The organism is Thermosphaera aggregans, assembly GCF_014962245.1.
GTDB lineage: Archaea > Thermoproteota > Thermoprotei_A > Sulfolobales > Desulfurococcaceae > Thermosphaera > Thermosphaera chiliense.
Genome location: NZ_CP063144.1, coordinates 190,425 through 210,658, shown reverse-complemented (window position 1 = coordinate 210,658; position 20,234 = coordinate 190,425). Strand labels below are relative to the sequence as shown.

Genomic DNA, 20,234 nt, shown 5'->3' with positions numbered 1-20,234 from the left:
TTAATTGTTTAAACCATTCATTAGGTTTTAAAACAGCCCCGTCGTGGTTGAACAATAAGCGTTAAAATCCTTGTTAAACATTTTAAAAACACAGGTGGGATTATTAAACACGCTTCTCAAACCTGCTCGGAGAACTCGCTTGGCAAGGGTGGGTTCCCGGGAGGGCGGGATGAATGAGCTGCCTGAGATGCGTCTACTTCAAGCCTAACAGCATACTCCCCTACATAGGGTACTGTGAGGCGAGGAGGAGGGCTGAGTCAGCCATCGAGCATGGAGCACCCTGCGGGGATTTCAGGGAGGCAACTATTGACGAGTTGAAAGCCGTGCTGGAGAAGGAGGGGTGGCTGTACTGCTTAACGTGTGCTTCAACAATTACGAGCGAGGAGGAGCTGCTGGAGCATTACAGGAAACACGTGGTCATCCCAGGCGTCCTCGTCGACGAATCCGTTGCTGAGGAAGCGCCTAGCGGGGATTGAGCTGGATGGGTGGAAGCTTGAAAGAGGTAGGCATCCTGCTAGGGGGTCCGCAGGGCTCGGGTATTGAAACATCCATGTGGATCCTGAGCAGGGTTCTCGTCAGCAAGGGGTATGGGGTGATAGCGGATAGGGAGTACTTCTCAAACATAACCGGGAGGCACAGCTATATTCAAATGCTCGCATCCTCCGTCAAGCCTCCCAGGTCTCTCAAATACCCTGTTGAAATACTGGCTTCAATGGATGCTGAAACAGTCTTCACCCACTTCACCGACATATCGGAGGGCGGGATCCTAATATACGATGTGAACACCTCATCCAGGAGGATTGATGAAATACCGAGCATGGAGGATGCCACCAGGGAGAGGGTTGCCAGGATCCTGTCGGATAAGAATGTCGAGCCCTCCGTGGAATCCGTTGTCAAGTACTTGGAGAGGGATAAGAGGATCCTCCCCCTCGGGCTGGACTTCTCCGCGCTCCTGAAAACCCTGAGCGAGCAGTACAGGATTGACGCACGCGCTCTCTCAAGATTCCTGAGCGGTATCATAGTGTCATCGGTCGCTGTTGTCCTAGGTCTGAGCGAGGAAGCTGTTGTGCAAGGCTTTGAGCAACAGTTCGGGGAGAGGAAGCACCTTGTCGAGCAGAACACCGCGCTCTACAGGCTGGTGAGGGATGCTTTAAGCAATCACTACGGGGCTGTGAGGCTGGATGAACCAGGATTCTCCATGGAGAAGGCAATGGTTGTAACAGGCAATGACGTAGTGGCTATCGCCAAGATCGTGGCAGGGGTTAGGTATCAGAGCTACTACCCTATAACCCCTGCTGCAGACGAGAGCTTCCTTCTTGAGAGGTACGACAACATAGTGGATGAGACCGGGGAGGTGGTAGGCTCAGTAGTGGTTGTGCAGACTGAGGATGAGATAGCAGCGGTGAACTCGGCTATCGGCGCGGCTTTAACAGGGGCTAGGGCTTCCACAACCACCAGCGGCCCAGGCTTCGACCTAATGGTTGAAGGATTATCCTGGGCAGGCATGAACGAGGTCCCCCTGGTCATAACATACTACCAGAGGGGAGGCCCCAGCACCGGGCAGCCAACCCGTGGAAGCCAGAGCGACCTTTTCAACGCTGTTTTCGCAGGGCACGGGGAGTTCGCTAGAGTAGTCTTATCCTCCAGCGACCATCTCGAAGCTTTCTACGACACTATCGAAGCCTTTAACATTGCTGAGAAATACCAGGTGCCCGTGATACACTTGCTCGACAAGTTCCTGGCTAACACTGTCGCCGTGATGCCCGTACCCGATCTCGGAGGGGTCGGGATTGAGAGAGGTGTTTTAGCTAAGGGAGGCCCCGGCTATAAAAGGTTCAGCCTGGAGTCTCTGATCTCCCCTAGAGCATTCATCGGGGCAAGGGACACCGTGATGTGGTACACGGGCGACGAGCACGACGAGCACGGGCATATCGCGGAGGACCCTGAGATCAGGGTTAAGATGTATTCGAAAAGGATTGAGAAGCTCAACCTTATTCAGAGAGAACTGCCGCTGGAGAGGAAGCTGAGGCTTCACGGGCCGGGTAGCCCAGACTACCTTGTGGTAGGGTGGGGCTCGGTTAAAGGAGTGGTGCTGGACGCGATCGAGTACTTCTCGGAGAAGGGGCTGAGGATGGCCTACCTCGATGTTAAACTCCTATGGCCATTCCCATCTGAGGAATTCCTGAAAATAACCAGTGGGCTACCCGACTCAAGGATCCTGGCTGTCGAGCACAGCTACGGCGTGAACATTGCCGAGCTGGTTTCAATGAGCACTGGGAGGAGGATTGTTAAACGTGTTTCAAAGTACACTGGGAGGCCGATCATGCTTGACGAGCTGGTCAAGGGTTTGGAGGAGATTGTTTCAGGCAGGAGGGAAAGGGTGGTGTTGACTTATGGAGCCTAGGTGGAGCTACAAGTCCAACGTCTGGCCTGACTGGTGCCCCGGTTGCGGGAACTTCGGAATACTGACAGCGCTGTTGAAAGCCCTGGAGGAGCTGAGCCTTGATCCTTCGCAAACAGTAATAGTCTCAGGCATCGGGTGCTCGGGTAAAACACCCCACTTCGTCAACGTCAACGGCGTCCACACTCTCCACGGGAGGGCAATACCTTTCGCAACAGGGATTAAGCTGGCCAACCCCGGGCTGAAGGTTATTGTCCACGGGGGTGATGGAGACCTGCTGGGCATAGGCGCAGGGCACTTCGTAGCCCTGGGGAGGAGGAATATCGACGTAACGGTAATACTACACGACAACGGCGTCTACGGTTTAACCAAGGGGCAGGCCTCGCCAACACTGCCTTTGAAAGCCAGGACGAAGTCGCTGGCTAAGCCGAATATTCAGCAACCGGTTAACCCGGTTCTCCTCGCCCTCTCATCAGGCTACACGTTCGTTGCAAGAGGCTACGCTTTCGACGGAGCGTACTTAAAGAACTTGATCAAAATGGCTGTTCAACACCGCGGGGCAGCGTTCATAGATGTCCTACAGCCCTGTATAACATTCAACGACGTGTACACTGCTGACTTCTACAGGAAAGCAGTCTACAAGCTTGAAAGCGATCCTGGATGGGACCCTGTTGTGAAAACATCCGAGGAAGCCAGTGTTAAGCTGATGCGGGCTGTTGAGAAGAGCCTTGAATGGGGTGATAGAATACCGGTAGGAGTGTTCTACGTCAACCCGCACGTGTCAACCTTTGAGGAGAGGCTTGGCGAGAGGCTGAGGAAATACCCGGTTCAAAACCCCTCTAACACGCCTATAGAGTCAGCCGGGAAGCCTGTGCTGAGCCAGGAGGCTTTCGAGAAAATGTTCAAGGAGTTCATAGTAAGGGTTTCGGGGACGCAGGGGAGGTAGAAAGTGGCTGGGGAAGGCTTGGACTGCTTAGAGGTTTTCAAAACCCTGAAACCCTTCGAAACTAGGATAGTGGCTAGAAAGGGGAGGTTTCCCGAGGAGGTTAACCACGAGGTATACCTGGGGCTGGGGGAGACCTGGGTTAGGCTGCTGGCTGTGAAGAAGTTCAACGGTAGACCTCCCTTCTACCGGGGATGGGTTGAAATATTCCACATCCTCCCCGAGGTCTATGTTAAAAAGTTTAGATACGTCTACGTGAACTCGCCAGAGGAGGAGAGCCTGGTCAAGTGCTTAGCAAGCCAGCTCTCCCCAGGGGAGAAGATGTTTATCGAGTACGTTTATGATGATGAAACATACAAGGCTCTCGAAGCAGGCGTCCCCCCGCCCCTAACACGCCTAGGCTACATGCTCCTTGAAAACGGCTTCACATGGTTCAAGAACTGGTACTTCGCAGAAGGATTCATGGAGGGCAGCCCTAAGCTCCAGGGTGAGAAACCGCTGGATGAGAACCACAGGGCCCGCCAGCTACGTGAAATCTGCGGCGAGGCCGAGGAGTTCCTGGAAGCAGCCGGAAAGAGGTCCTATGAGCCGAGCAGGGAGGGCTTCCTGGCGAATGCTGTTGAAAGGGCTCGGAGAATAATCGAGAAATGCTCACCGGGCTAAGGCAAAACCCATCACGCCTTATTCTTTTTCACCCCCACCAGCTTCCCCAACGGAAGCCGGGGCTTCTTCAGCGCCTGGCTCAGCGAGGTAGTTTTCAGCCGGGTTTACAAAACCCCTATGAAAGAGTAGCTGTTGCTGTAGACGAGGCCCCTGATAGCTTGCATGCTGAAGCATGGCTTAACGTAGTGCAGAGGGCTTACTGGGAAGCCGTAGCGGAGCTCCTCCGTGCTGAACACTAGTAGCCTCCTGCCCAACCCCTCGTCCGCGAGGGCCGCTACCAGCCCGAGGTCTATGGAGGCGTGCTCCTCGCCCAGCATATACCAGTATTTAGCGCTCCCCAGGAGGCGGCTGGAGGAGTGTGCTTCAACAAAGCTCTTCAGCTCTAAATCCATCACAGTGTACCTCCAGTAGAAGGTGAGCGAGTCCCCGCCTGTTGAAGCCTCGTAGACAAGCATGGTTGACGATGCTAGTAGCACTATAGCTAGGAGACATGTTGCAAAAGGCCTCGTCTTTGAGGCTTTCGCCAAGCCGAGCCCTACAGGGTAGACGAGGTAGTTTAGAAATCTGTGGACTATGGAGGCGGCGAACCCTGCGTGGGCTGAAACATAGAGCACGGTGGCAGCGACTGGTAGAACTGCTGGCACAGGGCTCAGGGGTGCTGGCTCACCTCTCCCGCTCTTGCGCGGCGTGGCCGCTAGGAAGGCTAGAGGGGTAGCGTAGAGCAGGAGCCAAAGGGTGTTTTTCAAAGCCTCCGTGAAGACCGAGTACTGGTGGGAGATGAGCTCGAAAACCAGGAGGCTGGGGGTTAGCATGGCTATTAAACCATCATGCCTAATGCTGAAGAGGACGAGGTAGGAAGCATAGAAAACCAGCCCGTAGGCTACAAGCATTGCCGTGGTCTCTGGGTTAAGCGGCACCGGCATCCCGATCCGCCAGGCAAACACCGCGCAGGCCACGCCCAGTAGTGCGGTAGCATATATAGTGCTTGAGTAAGCCCTGAGCCCTTCCAGCCCGGGATTTTTCAACGCGTCCACAACTCTTACGTACATTAGCGTTGTAAGATATGCCAGCGTGATCAGTGAGGTTAGCGGGTGGCTGAGAACGAGCCCCATGCATGCGGTGGCAATACCGAGCCACCTACTTTTACCCCCTCCGACAGCCATTAGGAGTAGCAGGGTCAGCGCGACCGGGTGCGCGTAAACCTCTTTCAAGTAGGCACTGGTGAACAGTGTGAAGGAAGGGTAGATAGCCAGTGCTAGGGCTCCGAGACTGCTTGCCAAGGGTTGGAAAAACCTTCTAAGCAGAGCGTAGAAGAGGATTCCTAGCGCGAGCGAGAGCAAGGGGGCTCCTATGAAAGCGTAGAAGGAGTAAAGGTCTACCCCTGTCACAAGCGTGTACGTTAGCGATGAAACAACTGCTGAAGGATATTTAGCATGGTGCGTGGCAAGCTCGAGCATTCTCACCCCGGGCTCAGCCTCCAGCAGAGCGGCCAGCCTCAGCAAGGGCCATGTATCAGTTGAGTAAACAGCATTGTTTACAAACCAGGGTATGAGCCTGAGGGCTGAGACGGTGGCGAGGACAGCGGCCAGGAGTTTATTCAGCCTCAGAATAACACCCCGATGGAAACAGTGATATCCAAGTCCTCTGCTTATAGCCTATATATAATTAGTTTGTTCTAGAATTTAAACAAAACCTTAAAAACGAGTAGGAAACCCCTGGGTGTTCCAGGGATGCTAGCTTAACGGTGGAATGCCCAGTTCCTCCACAATTCTTTTAATGCTTTCCTCGACCCCGGGTTTTTCAGGTGTTAGCGGCGGCCTTACGTAGGGTTTTACAGGTGTTTTAAGCAGTTTGAGTAGTGTTTTAACCGCTGTCGGGTATGATGTCGAGTAGTCGTATACTTTAACCAGGCTTAGCAGCCTCCTCCAAGCCTCCAGGGCTTTCCCCAGGTCCCCGGATACGTAGGCATCGTACACTGCCCTGTGCAGCTGCGGGTAAGCGTTAGCCAAGGCCATCACGCCCCCGTCGCCGCCCATCATTAAGACTGGTAGGAGCATGTCGTCCAGGCCTGTTAAAACCGCGAAGTCTTTCCTAACCTCTTTAACCCTCTGGATCAACTGTCTAATGTAGGTGAAGCTCTCGTAGGTTACCTTAGCCCCGGCTAGGTTGCTGTACTCCCTGGCTAGCTCCACGTAGAGGTCTACCGGTATGTTGATGCCTGTGGCGGCTGGGATGTTGTAGGCTATGAGGGGGAGGTCAACTTTTTCAAGAACTCTTGAGAAGTGTAGCCTCAGCCTCTCCCCGGATACTTTGAAAAAGTACGGGGGTGTCAGGATAACGCCGTGAACGCCTAGATCCTTGAAAACCCTTCCCAGGGAGACACAGTCCTCAGTGTAGTTAGCGCTTATCCCTGGGAGAACCCAGACCCTGCCGCCAGCCTCCTCGAGAACCACTTTAGTAAGCAATACAGCCTCATCCCTGGATAAGTGTGGGAACTCGCCCGTAGTGCTGTTGGGGAAGACGCCGTGGACCCTGTTCTCAACCAGGTATTCAACCAGCCACCTGGTAGCGTCAACATCTATTGAGAAATCCTCCTTGAACGGTGTTATAAGAGGGACTATAACCCCGTGAAACCTAGCGGGCGCAGCACTCATGCACAGCCCTATATACGTTAAGTAAAGCCAAGTATATAGATTCCCTTGTGGAAACCCTGTCTCACTGTGGCGGTGTGAACGGGAGAGCAGGTGGTTGCCCGGGAGGGGTTTGGCTTCAACTTGTTTGGAAATCGCGGTGTCTGATCCCTGGTTGTAAAGCATATATCGTCGCGTGGGGTAATTTATATCGGGGGTTCGATGTCGGAGGCCCTTCCTTCAAGTGGCGAGACCTACGAGTCGGACCAGGTGAGTGATAGGTTTACCGGGGGCTTGGAGAAGCTGAGGATTGGTGCTGTTTTAATGCTGGTGGTTAGGGCTGCGGGTGTTTTAATCCTTGCCGCGATCGGTGGTTTATCGCTGCTGGTTTTAACTCAGAACACGGTAGCTCCCGGTGGGATTCCTGTTCTAGCTACACTCTTGGATTCATAATTGTGGTGGAGATTATTGTTGCAGCAGTCTATGTTTTAACAATATTCGGCTACTTAATACCGTCTTTCACACGCTTCAAGGAGTATAGTCTCGAGGATTTCTCCACGCCTACTACCCTGGTTCAGGTAGGGTATGGTGTTTTCTCAGCACTATTATTCATCAGCATCATGTTGCCTTTAATGAGTGGTTTGCTAACGGTTGCTGATATACTGAGGCTTATCGGGGAGATAGGTTTAGCATTAGGCTTGTTCAAGCTTGAAGAGTTCACAGGTGTAAGCGGTTTCAAAACCTCAGCTAAACTAATAATCGCGGGGACAGCACTAGGCATCACACTCCCCGTAGCAGCAGTAGTGAGCGTTATAGGGTGGATACTACTGTATAAAGCAGCCAAGTCAGCATTAACGAAGAAGCAAGCATAACCCTCCCCTGCCCAATCCCAACCCGTAAACCACACACTTTTTCAACACCCTTCCCGCAGAAGACAAAGCCCACCCCACCCGGTTAAACACTACACCAACCATTAGAACACACAAGGCAACAGTCTTCGAGAACAACGCGTAAGCAAAAGGCTTCAGCCATAAAACAGTTATAAGCTTGACCCTAGAGCCCTCCAACCACGAGACAGCCGGCTCCCACCCCAAGATCTACAAGGAGTTGAGAAGACTCCGGGAAAGGCCCGAGATGTCGGAGGATTAGCTGGAGGCCAGACTTAGATAGTATGAATCCGTAGTGAAAAACGTGCCAAGAGGCTCCACGGTTAAGCAATCCTACAACAGAGCCCCAGCCACAACATACCCGGTAACAGTCAAGACCGAGCACGCAACCAACAACTCACTGAGCAAGATCAAACCAATCTCAAGCCTAGTACAAGTCAGTAGCGAGACAGAAATACCACTACCGGTAGACTACGCAGACAACCTCTCAGCAATTATAAAAGAACCCAAGCAAACAATATACCAGAAACACCTCGCCAAACTAACCAAAAACACGGGAGTAAAAGCCAAAGATGCCATATTCCCACTCTCACTCACAATCCCGAGAAGCTAAGGCACATAATCACCTAGAAAAACACAACCGTAAACACCAGCATCCACTCCCAAATCCCCTGAAATCGCTGGCAGAATCTCGGTAAGTTATGATTAAACAACGTTCAATAATTGGATCATAACGAGTAATCCTGTTAAAACATCATCATTGAATCATAATAATGAACAAGTGAATCAACGATCTTCCCCAACGCTTATAACTATAAGAAGCCTCTTCAACCCAGGTTTCTCACTCTGCTTTAGACTCTACCCAATGAAAGCACTAAGCCGGAGTCTCGCACTTGCACAATCTGGTTGAATAGAGCCGTGACTTATAAGATAGCTACGAATTTCTCTCGTCCTTTACTGAAACATCATTTACGGAATAGATTTCACAGTTTAAGAATACTGTGGTTACTATTAGCTTACTACATTGTTGTAAATTCTTGCTAGTTTCTCTTTGTAATTGTCGATTGTAAATTCCTTTAACAATACTTTGTGCACATTTCTCGTCATATTTTCAACTTCATCAGGGTTTTGAAGCAAGTAATTAACTTTATCGGCAAAGTCTTGAATGTCAAATGGCTTTGCGAGTAAGCCGCTGCCAGTCATCTCTATCAACTCCTTCTGTCCACCCTCAACATCGAAAGCAACAACGGGTTTACGATGAACGAAAGCTTCTAGTATAACATAAGGAAGCATTTCCCTACATACAGAAGGTACAATAACAACTGAGGCTCTTTTCAAAAGATTCTTTTTCTCTTCTCCAAACAATAAGCCGTGTAAAATCATATTTGGCATACGGTATCGCATTAGTTTCTCCTCTAAAGGCCCCGTCCCAGCTACGTGGAGTTCAGCCTTCGGATTCAGCCTCCTAGCTATTTCTGGTAGGAACAATACACCTTTTTCATGGACAAGTCGACCAATGAAGAGCACTATTTGTTCTTCATCTTTACGTATAGACTCTACTCGGGGTTCCAATGCGTCTCTTAGTAGAGCTGGGTTTACCGGGTTTGGAATGTACTGAGCCTTAACGCCAAGTTCCCTATATAATTCAAGAGTAAATGTCTTAGAAGGAGAGATCACGCAATCAGCGTCTTGTAGTAATTTCCTATAGATATAAGAAACATAAGGTATGCGAGTGATTTTTAAAGGGATTTCTATTGGTGATCGCGATTCATGTTTTTTTAGCGAAGCTACACATATAGCACAATGAGGATGTGGCGCTATCTTTTTACACACTTTAAATTCTGGGAGCATTATCTTCCACCCTATAGGACATAAGTAGTTCCATCCATGAATAGTGAAAACCAATGGGATTTTTAGTTTACGAGATACTTTGAAGATAGGATAACCATTATAGGCATCTGTGATGTTAGCATGTATTAAGTCAATTTTGAATCTTAAGCAGACTTTACTTAGGCTTTTCTCAAGGTAATTATCAAAAATGTTTACGATATGCTTTTCTGTTCTAGCATATAAAACTAAGTCTTCATAAGTCCGCCTTGTCCGATTTAAAGATGCTTTAATAATTCTATTACCCAACTCAAGATTTATGTCGGCTAGTATTCTAGAATATTCCTCCACACCACCTCCAAGCCCCCAACCCGTATTGTTTAATATCAAAATATCCAATTCAATTACACCTAATTTCTAACCTAACCCAGTTTAATACGAAAATAACATAATTGTAACATAAAATATAAAATACACATCGCACATCCTTCGCCAATTCTATTAGATTTCTTCTTTAAAGACGACGTTAATTATTAGGGAATGTGTTTGAATTATAGTGTTTTTAGGTGTAAATATTGTTATGTTGGGATTAAATCGCTGAGAGAAAACTTTGCCGACGGCTCTTTGAAAAGCAATATAATCCTCCGGCTCAGGAATAGATCCACGTTTCTTATAGCGTTTCCAAAGAGTTTGGTAATCCGCGTCTAAAAATATAAAAATCATATCTCTGGGGATAAAAGCAAACAGTATTTTCAAGACACCAATGGGTCTTTTTTTCACAATATTTTTGAAGAAATACAAGAAATCCGTGAATGAATCTAGAAGATAGCGCTCGGCAACAATAACGTAGCCGAGACGTAAATAGAGTTGAACAATGAACGTTAAGGCCAACGCATTCAGTAATTCTGCATATACAATAAACGTTGAAATTCTTTGCAATATTGTTCTCTTAGGAACCTTTGTGACATATCCTCCGGGATAAACATATGGTTCACCGCATGTTAGCCTGAGAAAGTTCCAAAGAATGCGGAAGGGATAGTGTTTCGATCGAATTAATACACGCTTTACTTTTAATCCTTTCAACCTCAATACCTTGACAATTAATCGTGCTTGCGTACTTTTACCAGCACCATCGGGCCCGTAAAGGTAAATGAACTTCATAATTACTACCTTGACTTATTTATTAACGAATCGATCAAGTATCCCAATTTTAAGGCAATACTGGAACTACCAAATCTTCTTTGTACATATTTCTGTGCATATAATTTTTCAAGATTGAATGACGGTTCTCTAATCAGAATGAGCGCTTTACTAACTGCTTCTTCAAATTCCTTCTTCTTCAAGGATTTTATATACATGACCAATGGGCACTTACCAGCAACCCATCTTATTCCAGGTAAATCGCTTGCAATCACTGGTTTACCCAATGCTAGGTACTCTACTAGCTTAGTAGGACATTGATATCGCCACCAAGGATGATCCGGAAGTATTACAAGACCTACATCGCATGAAGATACAAGTATTGGAACCTGTTCGAAGGGAACAGGAGGTAAAATAATTATATTGTTAACTCTGTTTTGCTTGATGAATTCTCTTATCAAGTTTTCGGCTGTACCTGTTCCAGCTAGTAAAAGAACTATTTCACTATTTTCTTTAAATGACTCGTAAAAAAGCTTTATTATTTGCATAATACCTCTTTCTTTATCTAGACTTCCGTGATAAAGGAGGATCTTCTTGTTAATTAGAGATTGAAGCCCTAGTTTTGGTCTTATTTCGTTAATATTTTCAGAAATGCTGAATTTTACAAATTCGTCTCCGAGAGGAGATGGTATAACCACAAACTTTCTCAGCGGGATATTTGCAATTCTTGAAAACTCATAAGCTTCAAAAGGTGTTATGGCAGTGAAAAGATCAACAAAGCACCTGCCAATGATAAGGGATAACTTGAAATTGAGAAATCTGATAAAGCCCCTAAAACCAGATTCGCCTACTGGCCTGCTGAGGATTAACATTATACCTTTATTATTTAGCAGTGTCTTGGCAAGAAAGAATATTGGAAGCATGGAATAGTCAAAAATTATAAGCTTAGGTCTTTCCCTTAAAAGGATCTTAAAAGCCGAAGCATATAATTTCATTAAGGTGAATAATGGAATATAATTTTTGACTTCTAAGGTCGTAATTAGCAAGTTGTTTTGTTTCACACTTTTATTGATAGTGCTAGGCATTATTATCCGGACTTTATATCCAGTATCTGCAAGGCTTCTAAACATTCTAAGAACTGAGGCTCCATGTAACCTGTCCAACCAGGGGTCTGAGGTAATAACCAGAATATTGGCTTTAGACATTTCGTTTTCCTATCTTAACTTTAGGGTTCAATGTTCTGTTTACATACGATAATAGGCTATCTCGACCAAGCCGTATGTAGTAAAGTTTTCGGTTTTATCAGTGTTGAGGGGTTTTTACGCATTATCATTGTCTCTGTAGTTAGTACCTTTGGGTTCATGTTGTTAGAGAGCCCGGAGTGTTGCGTGCCCTGAACGTGAAGTCAAATAAAATACAAAAACTTATGACGAGCTTTCCATATTGGATGGATCGGTTATCATTCATAGTGTGATGTTATGAGAATAAGCCACTTATGCTTTCTTCTGAAAACATAAGACTCTAATTAACGAAGGGATCCGTTCGCTTGTATCACTTTCGATAAACGGGATGAAGATTATACTTAACGGCTTTTCCCTGTTTGCACAGCTTTACGCCTCATTTGAATTTTACATCATTCTTTTTAATCTGCTCTGCTACAAATAACCGCTCTTATTGCTCTATCTAAACCTTTAACCGCGTGTTCATACGTGTAAGCTTTTTCTATGATTTTCTTAGACGTTATGCCCATTCTTTCCCTCGCATCTTTATTCATGATTATGTTTTTCAGCGCATTGTACAAGGAATCTGCATCCTTTTCTGGTACAATATAACCGTTAACTCCATGTTGAACTACATCGGGGGCGGAACCAACCGCAGTGGTAACAATAACAGGCTTTCCGACCGACATGGCCTCTACCACGCCTAAAGGCCACTCTTCAGGTAATTCTAGCGTGATTGAAGGATAAACATAAATGTCTGCGGCTAGAAAATAAGCAGGTTTAACTTCTTCAGGTATAGCCCCGGTAAAAACAACGTTTTTTTACCTTTAACTCCCCACATAGGTTTTCTAGATTTTGTCGTTCAGGCCCGTCTCCGGCTATAATTAAAACAATGTTCTCAAATTCTCTCTCGAGTTTTGCAAATGCTTTAATCAAATAGTCTACACCTTTTTTCTTTATTAGCCGACCAAAGTACAATACGATAACTTTGTCGTCAAACTCAGCTCGGAGGCGTTTGGCAAACTCTACATTCTCAGGGGTTGGCTGAAGTACACTGGTGTAGAAGTGAACGATCTTAATCTTTTCCTTGGGTATGCCTAGCAATCGCCAGTAAGTATACGCTCGTTTACCTGGACAGATTACTAATGTAGCATTGGAACACATTAATTTGTTTATGGGCCATGCCAATTTAGCGACAAGGGTATTAGGCCAGTACCAATGGGTCTCCCTAACTATTATGGGAATGCGCAGAAGTTTGGCCAAGATAAATGCAGGTATAGACTCCAACACAGGAATACCTGTTGTGATTATCACATCGAAGCGGCCCCTCAGTATGCAGCGTGTAAGACCGAGGAAAATTGGTAAACCATCTAAGAGGTAGACGTGCTTAAAACTGATTGGTAGTTCGCGGCGCCTCGTCCAACCCCATGGTACAACATCATAAATTTGCGTTAATCGTTCTATAATAGGTTGCCTACCCTTGACATGGTATCCACTAGAGTATGGGGTAATAGGGGCGGAGGAAATAATTAGTATTTTTGGCTTTTTACATGTTTTCTGGTCATGTAAATTTGTGAAATTATTCAAATCAACCCTCCCTTTTAATGATAGCCCTATCTTCTTTATACTTCTTTTTACTTATTATTTATGGATTGAGATTGAGGCTTCTAAAAGCCAGAGGATCCAGCAATCCGCCTATGGCGGATAATATTAACACTGCAATTAGTAGTATTGACAACCATCTTTGCTTTTGATGCTTGAGAGCGTTTGCCACAATCCATGTTGCTACAACCGTTGCCAAGGCATACCCGGGAAGGTTGAAATACCTTGAAATACTGAAAAATGCGATGCCCCATACATAGAATCTCTGTCTAAGACTACCGAGTGTAATGAATACCATAGATGTTAATGCAACAGCTCCCAACTCATTATCTGTTTCCTCATGTTTAAGGATTGCACGAAGATGCATTATTATGTATGACAAAGTTGCACCTATAACTAATGCAGGACCTAGCGCATTTAAAGGATACAACACCCCTCTCGGCAAACCCTCGGTTATCGCCACCTCTCCGCGTGCTGCAGCTACTATAACATGATTTATAAAACCCAAAACTTTTTGTAAGTAACCACTAAAAGGATAAAGAGCGACAGTATAAGTTATATATATTGAAAACACAGCTATAGGTATCAATACGCGATATTGTCCATGTTGAATACCACCGTGCTGAATACCTTGTCTTAAAGTAATTCTATTTAGAAGGTACAGTACAAATACCATGAATAAAAAGGAAGGTATAACCGTTATATGCACTAGACCCGCTATCAAAAGAATGAGATATGTGATTAAATTACTTATACTTAGTATGCGAAGCCGGATATAGATGGTATACAAAATTAGCATAATAAAGAGTCCCATAGTTTGTGGCAAAGGCGTATTAAAGTAACCGTAGAGATACGGGTTAGCATAGACAACCGTAACCATGCCAAAGGCTATGTGACTGAGTCTCAATAATCTATTGGAAATCTCACGAATAAAAGTCCATATTGAGAGCCAGAATAATATCTGGATTATCATGTTTAGTAATAAAACGGAGTGTAACGAGTTTAGATTTGACGTGAGGGATAATAGGGAAGTTAGCAGAGTGAATACGGGAAATGATACATAATACATGTCCTCCTTTAAGACGCTTGGTATATGGCCTAATCGTAAAATTTCTTCGGAATCGAACATGTAGGCAAATATGTCTGGATTGCGAAAGTTCTGAGGACTTGACCTTGCGTATACGGCCCATGGGAGAACAAGTAGAAGAAGCAACATTCCGATGTAAAAAGATTTGAACTGATACCAAGTACGATTATCTCCTAAAGAATTATGCGTGAGAAGTTTAAGAAAGATTATTGAGTAGAGCATCGAGAAATATAAGACGAGGAAAGGATAAGAAAAGGAAAACATGGAATTCGCCTATAACTATTGCGAATATATTCTGTCTAAAACGCTTATGAATGTCGAAATGGTTCTACGGTTGTTGAACTTTTGTATGATGTGTTCTCTGTTTTTAATGCCTAGCTCGTTAGCTTCCTCCAACGTGAGAGATTTAAAGGCCATTATCCCATCTGCGATTGCATTGTAGTCTCCTGGTTTTATTAATTTAACACCATAGCCTGCTCCAGCTACGATTTCAGGTATTCCGCCAATATTTGACGCGATAATCAGTTTGCCATGCAACATAGACTCAATTAACGCGTATGGTAGTGGTTCCGGCCATATAGAGGGAATTATCGTACATGCAATCTTGTTCACGAACTCTTCGAGACTTTTAACCCTAGGCAGTAAATTAACTACTACACCATTTCTGAGTTTTATCGTGTAAGGTTTTTCTGAGATCTTCGTCATGAAAACTGTGATATTGGCATTATTGTTTTGGATGGATTTTAATGCTTTTATTAGAATGTGGAAGCCTTTGGCGAAGCTTTTTCCGCCGAAGTAGCCTATGCCTTTACTCTCTGCTTTGATATATGGTAAGTCTGGAATTGGATTGTAAATAACATAGCTTTTATCTCGTAGGTGTGGTGATTTTGAGACTACCAAATTTCTCTGTGCATGGCTAACAAAGATCAGCGCGTCTGCGAGAGCTCCTAGTCTACTGTAGTGTTTGCCTATAAGTTCGTTTACAAAGGCGGAGCCTACAACAGATCCCGCTTTCCGCCTTCTTTCTATCATTTCATGTATTATGAACGATTTGAGGGGGGAAGGCCCTATTTTCTGTTTTTCAAAGTCGTACATTAGCGATGTTGGACATGTTAATGAGTAGTTGTGTACGTGTAATATTACGGGTTTTCTGTTAATTTTGGCGATTGGTATTACACTGTACCAGCCACCCGGTATGTAGACTACATCGTTCTGCTTTATTAGCTTATTTATGAAACTACTTAGTAAAACTCCGAGATTGGCTAGTGTGTAATACCTGGTTCCGTACAGTACCATTTTCATGGGTATCCTGTATATCTCTACTCCATTGCTCAATAACTCGTGTGAAGATTCGCCCGGAAACTTGGTGGTGACAACCGTTACTTTGAAGCCTTCATTAGCTAGTAGCTTCGAATATAACCATGTAGCTAGCTCGGCCCCGCTTCCATGAGGGTAAAACAACTCGGAAAATACAAGTATTCTAGAAGGCATTACTCCGTGACCTACCTTGGTTGTTCAACTATAGCGCAATGTTCAATCATATATTGCATCACTAAGTTCTTCACATCTTCGATCTTAGCATTACTTGTATCAATCGTTACCACTTTCAGTTTTACCTGCCTTATGATAACTTGATACGCTAATTTGTAGTATTCAACGAGTTTAGATGTTAAAGGCTCGTCTTTCTTTCTTTGAAGTATAGTCTCTGTGCTCGCATTCATGTAGAAAAGAACCGCATGTTTCGGGATCATCAAAGTAAGCAGTCTTGCATACGTGCCCGTGATTAACTCCTGATCGTTTAAGAAGTATGAGAGAGTTACTAATGTATCCAATAAGTATCTATCACAAATCACAATGTAACCTAGTAGCTGTGGCAGAAGCACGCGGTAGAATATTGCTGGAAGTAAACTTATCAATTCAAGTATTTTCCAAGGCGTTCTGATTTTTTGTTTAAGCTCATCATTAAAGCCATAATAGCTGAGAGGAAGTCCATCCGGGTTTTTACCGCTTAGTAGTTTTAAAAGCAAATATGCTAGGGTATGATGATGCTTGACACCTGTTCGCCACACTCTACACCCCTTCCTCCTCAAATAAGATGCTACGTGATCAGCATGTGTAGTCTTACCCGTTCCATCAGGGCCAAAGAAGTATATCATTTTACAGTTTAGCTCACTCATTTGAAGCGCTCCCGGAGGTAATTTAAAAGTATACCTATGCCCTTTGATGAAGGTTGCTTAATTACCTGGCCTAAAACTTTTAAATTTCTATTCCGACTTATTTCCAACCACGTTTTCAACATGTAAGTCCAAGCTATTACGGAGACAGGATACGGATATGGCACTCTAAACTCTCTAGAAATCTCAGACTTGATAATCCTCAAAGGCATCGTAGATATAAATCGTTTGTTAAATTGAAGCTGTAAATCTATATCGAAATTAAATAGTTTGTGTGCTAAGTATTGAGCACTGTATAAGTAGATAACCAATGGCAAATAAAAGTTACTCCTCACAGCTATTTTTTCTATTTTTCTTATGTCTCTTTTCATCAAAGCATGGATTGCAAAATAAAGCCCAGGTATGGATAAATTAAAGTCTTTAAGCAATGCATAAGCGGCCTCTCTAACAACTTCATAATCCTCGGAAAGCTTAAACGCAATCCACTTATTTTCAAGCTTGAACCTTTCATAGGCCTGTATGCGCCATAAATCCTCAACCCTGAACACGTCCAGATATCCAATGGCTAAGCGGGTGTGAATGTCTAGGTCTACGTAAGCACCGCCTTTTCCGATCTTCCTTAGAACAACCTCAGGAGTACCTATTTTAAGTATGAAATATCCCTTTTCCCCAAGCTTGGTTATCAGAGGATAAAGGTCTTTTTCATGGCGTAAAAGTATATCGACATCGTCTGGAATGTATCGGAAAGGCTTAAACGTTTTGAAGATCATTATTTCAATACCAAGTTTTTCTGAAATGTCCAACAGTGAACCCATCTCTTCAATCTGCATTCTCCACTTTCTTTCATATTCATCCATTAGAAGATCCGCTTCCTTTGGAAGTCTTATGCCAAGCTTTAAACATCCTTCATAGAAGAGAGGGAAAACCTTGTTTTTCACGGCGAACTTTATCGAAGAACTCAAGAAATCTTTTGTTATACTTACATCAGAGAAGTCTTCGCGCAAAGTAAAGTACGGATTTGCAACTTTAGTCACAAATTCAGAAACACCTATCTCCAAAACATCTTTTTTGCTCAATTTACTCCACCGTAAAAGCAGTAGATGAAATTTCTATCTCCAGCAAATCTTTTACTGCGAATTCGGACATAATCATTGATCGTAGGTTGCAAGTTCAATTATGTTTGCCACGTTTTGCCTCCAAAGAGATTCCCAGCTATCGCAGGTAATAATGTAGGGTTTTCCACCCTGCGATATAGATAGGGCTTCCTCAATAGCCCTCCTATACTCGACTTGGTTTTTAACAATGAATACTTTCCTATTGCGCAAAGCTGAAAAGCCTATCCCTTGCAAGCTCTGGGGGGTAGCTATGATGTTTAGCCCGCTTGCTACATATGCGAGAGTTTTTAGAAATGTTCCTGCCGCATGGCTGAAGACAGGCGAAAGTCCGTAGTCTGCTTCAGCCAAGTATTTCTTTAGCTCTTCGTAGGGTACTCTGCCCAAGATGTTGATGCTAGGGTTTCGTACTTGTTTTTTCATATCATCCCAGGGTCCTGTTATGTAGAGTCTAAATTTATCGGGCGGCATGCCATTAAAGACTTCTATAGTCGTTTTAACAGCTTCCTCATTTGCCTTAGCCCTTCCACCTGCTAAAAGTATAAAGTGAGGTACATCCGCGCCTCTTTTAGACCTTAGCTTTAGATATTCATCAATACTCTCAAAGCATATGGGATAAGGATTTGGTACTACGGCTGTTCTATTAACTTTGAACATACGCTTTGCGTTTACGAGATCTATCTCAGAAGGGTATATTACACTTGTTGAGCTCCTCAATTGCAGTTTATGTAGCGCAAGGTAAAGTCCATAACGTAGAAACTCATTGATATTAGTCCGTGAACGCAGATACAGTGTTTGAGAGTAATTTGCCAAGGGATCGTAAATCACTATTTTGCCCTTTAATCCAAGTAAGTGTGCGAAAAAAGAGAAGAGCGTCATGGAGCCAAAGACCAAATAGAAGTTTGATCTCCTGAATACGTTCATTACCTTTATAACCGCCATAAACTCGTCTACGTAGTGGGTCAGCTTAATTAATGGATTTAGATCTTCCTGGTTTTTCCACTTTAATAACCCGGCTATTGACTTATAGAACCACCGAGGCACATGAACATAGTACACACAATCTTTGAGTTTGTATGCATAGCTACATCGGGTATGATCCAGTGTAAACACTATCACCCTATTTAAATGCACACATAATGCGGAACAGATAGAATGTATTCTTACATCATCGCCCGATACAAGTCTCCACGGAGCACTATAATATGTGTAAACAAATAATACACTTGAAGTGAATTGACTTCTTAGCCTCATTGCTTTTATGTCTACGATTTAACTTGTTTATCCCAGACTATTTCCTTGTTTTTTAGGTTTCTGAACGTTGCTATGATGAGGTGTAGTTGTTGAGCTATCCACGTTCTATATGGTTTTACTACTAGTAGCACCACTCCCAGTGTTGTAATAGCTAGTGCGAGGGTGGATTGCGCGGTTGCTATGCTTGCTACCAGCAATGTGATTGATGCTAGTAGCAGGAATGGGTTTACAAGGTGTAGGAATGCTTCTACGGCCAGGACCCACTTGAACTCTCTCGGCGCCTGCTTCATCATCCAGAGTGTTTTAGCGAAGTGCTGTATCAGGTGCTGAGCCCGCCTCACCCTCCACCAGAAGTAGCCTCTCTCGGGGACTATCTCCTCAACCAAGATGTTCTCCGGGGTGATTGCTCTGTAGCCCATTAAGGCTATCCGCGTGGCCGTGTGGCTGTCATCAGCACCTATATCGGTAGGGAATCCATTAAGCTTCTCAAGCAGGCTTCTTCTAAAAGCCCCTAGTTCTCCATGAAACACCGGGGTAGCATGCGCCTTGCTCTCGGCTATTCTCAAAACATTGTAGTACTCCCTGTACCCTTCCTCAACACTGTTAACTCCTGACCCAACCGGCTTCTTCAAGCATGAGACCGCTCCAACCCCAGGGTCTGCAAACCACTTCATGGTTTCCGAAAGGGCCTCCCTGGGCCACATCGCGTCGGCATCCGCTATGACTACGATCTCGCCTGTAGCATGCTTCAACCCATGGTTTAACGCGTGTGCTTTACCCCTCCTTTCGCCCTCCCGGATGAGCCTCAACTCTATGTCTCTATGCCTGGAGGCTGACTCTTCAACAAGCTCGGCTGTTCCATCACTACTGTTACTGTCGACAACGATTACTTCCATCAGGCTCTTAGGATAGTCTTGGCCGCGAATGTTGTCCAGCCTTGCCTGGATAATCCTGGATTCATTATATGTTGGCAGGATGATCGACACTTTAGGCCTGTAGTTCTCGTCGACACGGATGTTCCACGGCTTGTTCAAGTACTTCTTCTTCATGTAGAAGTAGTATGCTAATGGTACACCAAAGTGTATAAGTCCAAGCATTAATGCTACAATGTCTAATAGTGTTGCATTCATTGCTTCTCTAAGCCAAGGCGCTTCCTAAGGATTTCCAGTGTGACTATGGTTGTTACAGTGCTGATATAGCACACTCCTGCTCCCTGGATTATCTTGGTGTTAAACCTGGTTCCAGCCACTAGCGTGCTTGATTCGTAGTGTGCTAGTGGATCAGGCATGTGTTG

The 20,234-nt window shown here is 45.0% G+C and carries 19 protein-coding genes and 1 pseudogene; 7 read left to right on the top strand and 13 right to left on the bottom strand.

What is annotated here, in order from left to right; all coding sequences use genetic code 11:
• Positions 1 to 173 precede the first annotated feature (173 nt).
• From IMZ38_RS01215 to IMZ38_RS01200, 4 genes are read left to right on the top strand one after another with little or no spacing between them, the layout of a single operon-like run.
• On the top strand, positions 174 to 476 hold the full coding sequence (locus IMZ38_RS01215; protein WP_193436384.1) for a hypothetical protein: 303 nt from the start codon (positions 174 to 176) through the stop codon (positions 474 to 476).
• Positions 477 to 481: 5 nt separating this feature from the next.
• Complete coding sequence (locus IMZ38_RS01210) at positions 482 to 2,404, top strand: 2-oxoacid:ferredoxin oxidoreductase subunit alpha (RefSeq protein WP_227410939.1); 1,923 nt, start codon at positions 482 to 484, stop codon at positions 2,402 to 2,404.
• Positions 2,394 to 3,347 carry a 2-oxoacid:ferredoxin oxidoreductase subunit beta gene (locus IMZ38_RS01205; protein WP_193436383.1) on the top strand — a complete coding sequence of 318 codons (954 nt, stop codon included), beginning with the start codon at positions 2,394 to 2,396 and terminating at the stop codon, positions 3,345 to 3,347. Before IMZ38_RS01210 ends, IMZ38_RS01205 begins: the two co-directional genes overlap by 11 nt.
• A 3-nt stretch (positions 3,348 to 3,350) precedes the next feature.
• Positions 3,351 to 4,007 (top strand): DUF1122 family protein, encoded by a 657-nt coding sequence (locus IMZ38_RS01200; RefSeq protein ID WP_193436382.1) that lies wholly within the window; start codon positions 3,351 to 3,353, stop codon positions 4,005 to 4,007.
• Between the two features lie 104 nt (positions 4,008 to 4,111).
• Here the strand turns inward: IMZ38_RS01200 and IMZ38_RS01195 are convergent, their stop codons facing one another.
• Both IMZ38_RS01195 and IMZ38_RS01190 read right to left on the bottom strand, forming a co-directional pair.
• Positions 4,112 to 5,509, bottom strand: coding sequence for a hypothetical protein (locus IMZ38_RS01195; RefSeq protein WP_193436381.1), 1,398 nt, complete (start codon positions 5,507 to 5,509; stop codon positions 4,112 to 4,114).
• A gap of 231 nt (positions 5,510 to 5,740) precedes the next feature.
• The gene (locus tag IMZ38_RS01190) at positions 5,741 to 6,661 is read right to left on the bottom strand and encodes a dihydrodipicolinate synthase family protein (protein ID WP_193436380.1); all 921 of its coding nucleotides are present in this window, start codon (positions 6,659 to 6,661) and stop codon (positions 5,741 to 5,743) included.
• A 198-nt stretch (positions 6,662 to 6,859) separates the two neighbouring features.
• Here IMZ38_RS01190 and IMZ38_RS01185 point away from each other — a divergent pair, with 198 nt between their 5' ends.
• The 3 genes from IMZ38_RS01185 to IMZ38_RS01175 all read left to right on the top strand — a co-directional run bounded on the left by IMZ38_RS01185 (position 6,860) and on the right by IMZ38_RS01175 (position 8,137).
• Complete coding sequence (locus IMZ38_RS01185; RefSeq protein ID WP_193436379.1) at positions 6,860 to 7,090, top strand: hypothetical protein; 231 nt, start codon at positions 6,860 to 6,862, stop codon at positions 7,088 to 7,090.
• A gap of 2 nt (positions 7,091 to 7,092) precedes the next feature.
• On the top strand, positions 7,093 to 7,509 hold the full coding sequence (locus tag IMZ38_RS01180) for a hypothetical protein (RefSeq protein WP_193436378.1): 417 nt from the start codon (positions 7,093 to 7,095) through the stop codon (positions 7,507 to 7,509).
• A gap of 310 nt (positions 7,510 to 7,819) precedes the next feature.
• Complete coding sequence (locus IMZ38_RS01175; protein ID WP_193436377.1) at positions 7,820 to 8,137, top strand: hypothetical protein; 318 nt, start codon at positions 7,820 to 7,822, stop codon at positions 8,135 to 8,137.
• 398 nt (positions 8,138 to 8,535) lie between these two features.
• Here the strand turns inward: IMZ38_RS01175 and IMZ38_RS01170 are convergent, their stop codons facing one another.
• From IMZ38_RS01170 to IMZ38_RS01115, 11 genes and pseudogenes are all read right to left on the bottom strand, one after another.
• Positions 8,536 to 9,750, bottom strand: coding sequence for a glycosyltransferase family 4 protein (locus IMZ38_RS01170; RefSeq protein ID WP_193436376.1), 1,215 nt, complete (start codon positions 9,748 to 9,750; stop codon positions 8,536 to 8,538).
• Positions 9,751 to 9,852: 102 nt separating this feature from the next.
• Positions 9,853 to 10,512 (bottom strand): nucleoside/nucleotide kinase family protein, encoded by a 660-nt coding sequence (locus tag IMZ38_RS01165; RefSeq protein WP_193436375.1) that lies wholly within the window; start codon positions 10,510 to 10,512, stop codon positions 9,853 to 9,855.
• A gap of 5 nt (positions 10,513 to 10,517) precedes the next feature.
• Entirely contained in the window at positions 10,518 to 11,696 is a 1,179-nt protein-coding gene (locus tag IMZ38_RS01160; RefSeq protein WP_193436374.1) for a glycosyltransferase, read from the bottom strand.
• A gap of 437 nt (positions 11,697 to 12,133) precedes the next feature.
• Positions 12,134 to 13,298, bottom strand: a pseudogene (locus IMZ38_RS01150) (glycosyltransferase family 4 protein).
• Positions 13,299 to 13,356: 58 nt separating this feature from the next.
• The gene (locus IMZ38_RS01145; RefSeq protein WP_193436372.1) at positions 13,357 to 13,635 is read right to left on the bottom strand and encodes a hypothetical protein; all 279 of its coding nucleotides are present in this window, start codon (positions 13,633 to 13,635) and stop codon (positions 13,357 to 13,359) included.
• Between the two features lie 1,044 nt (positions 13,636 to 14,679).
• The gene (locus IMZ38_RS01140) at positions 14,680 to 15,891 is read right to left on the bottom strand and encodes a glycosyltransferase family 4 protein (RefSeq protein ID WP_193436371.1); all 1,212 of its coding nucleotides are present in this window, start codon (positions 15,889 to 15,891) and stop codon (positions 14,680 to 14,682) included.
• An 11-nt stretch (positions 15,892 to 15,902) separates the two neighbouring features.
• On the bottom strand, positions 15,903 to 16,577 hold the full coding sequence (locus IMZ38_RS01135) for a nucleoside/nucleotide kinase family protein (protein ID WP_193436370.1): 675 nt from the start codon (positions 16,575 to 16,577) through the stop codon (positions 15,903 to 15,905).
• Positions 16,574 to 17,650 (bottom strand): hypothetical protein, encoded by a 1,077-nt coding sequence (locus tag IMZ38_RS01130; protein ID WP_193436369.1) that lies wholly within the window; start codon positions 17,648 to 17,650, stop codon positions 16,574 to 16,576. Before IMZ38_RS01130 ends, IMZ38_RS01135 begins: the two co-directional genes overlap by 4 nt.
• Positions 17,651 to 17,722: 72 nt before the next feature.
• Entirely contained in the window at positions 17,723 to 18,745 is a 1,023-nt protein-coding gene (locus IMZ38_RS01125; protein WP_193436368.1) for a glycosyltransferase, read from the bottom strand.
• Between the two features lie 206 nt (positions 18,746 to 18,951).
• Complete coding sequence (locus IMZ38_RS01120; RefSeq protein ID WP_193436367.1) at positions 18,952 to 20,070, bottom strand: glycosyltransferase family 2 protein; 1,119 nt, start codon at positions 20,068 to 20,070, stop codon at positions 18,952 to 18,954.
• Complete coding sequence (locus tag IMZ38_RS01115) at positions 20,067 to 20,228, bottom strand: hypothetical protein (protein ID WP_193436366.1); 162 nt, start codon at positions 20,226 to 20,228, stop codon at positions 20,067 to 20,069. Before IMZ38_RS01115 ends, IMZ38_RS01120 begins: the two co-directional genes overlap by 4 nt.
• Positions 20,229 to 20,234: the final 6 nt, after the last annotated feature.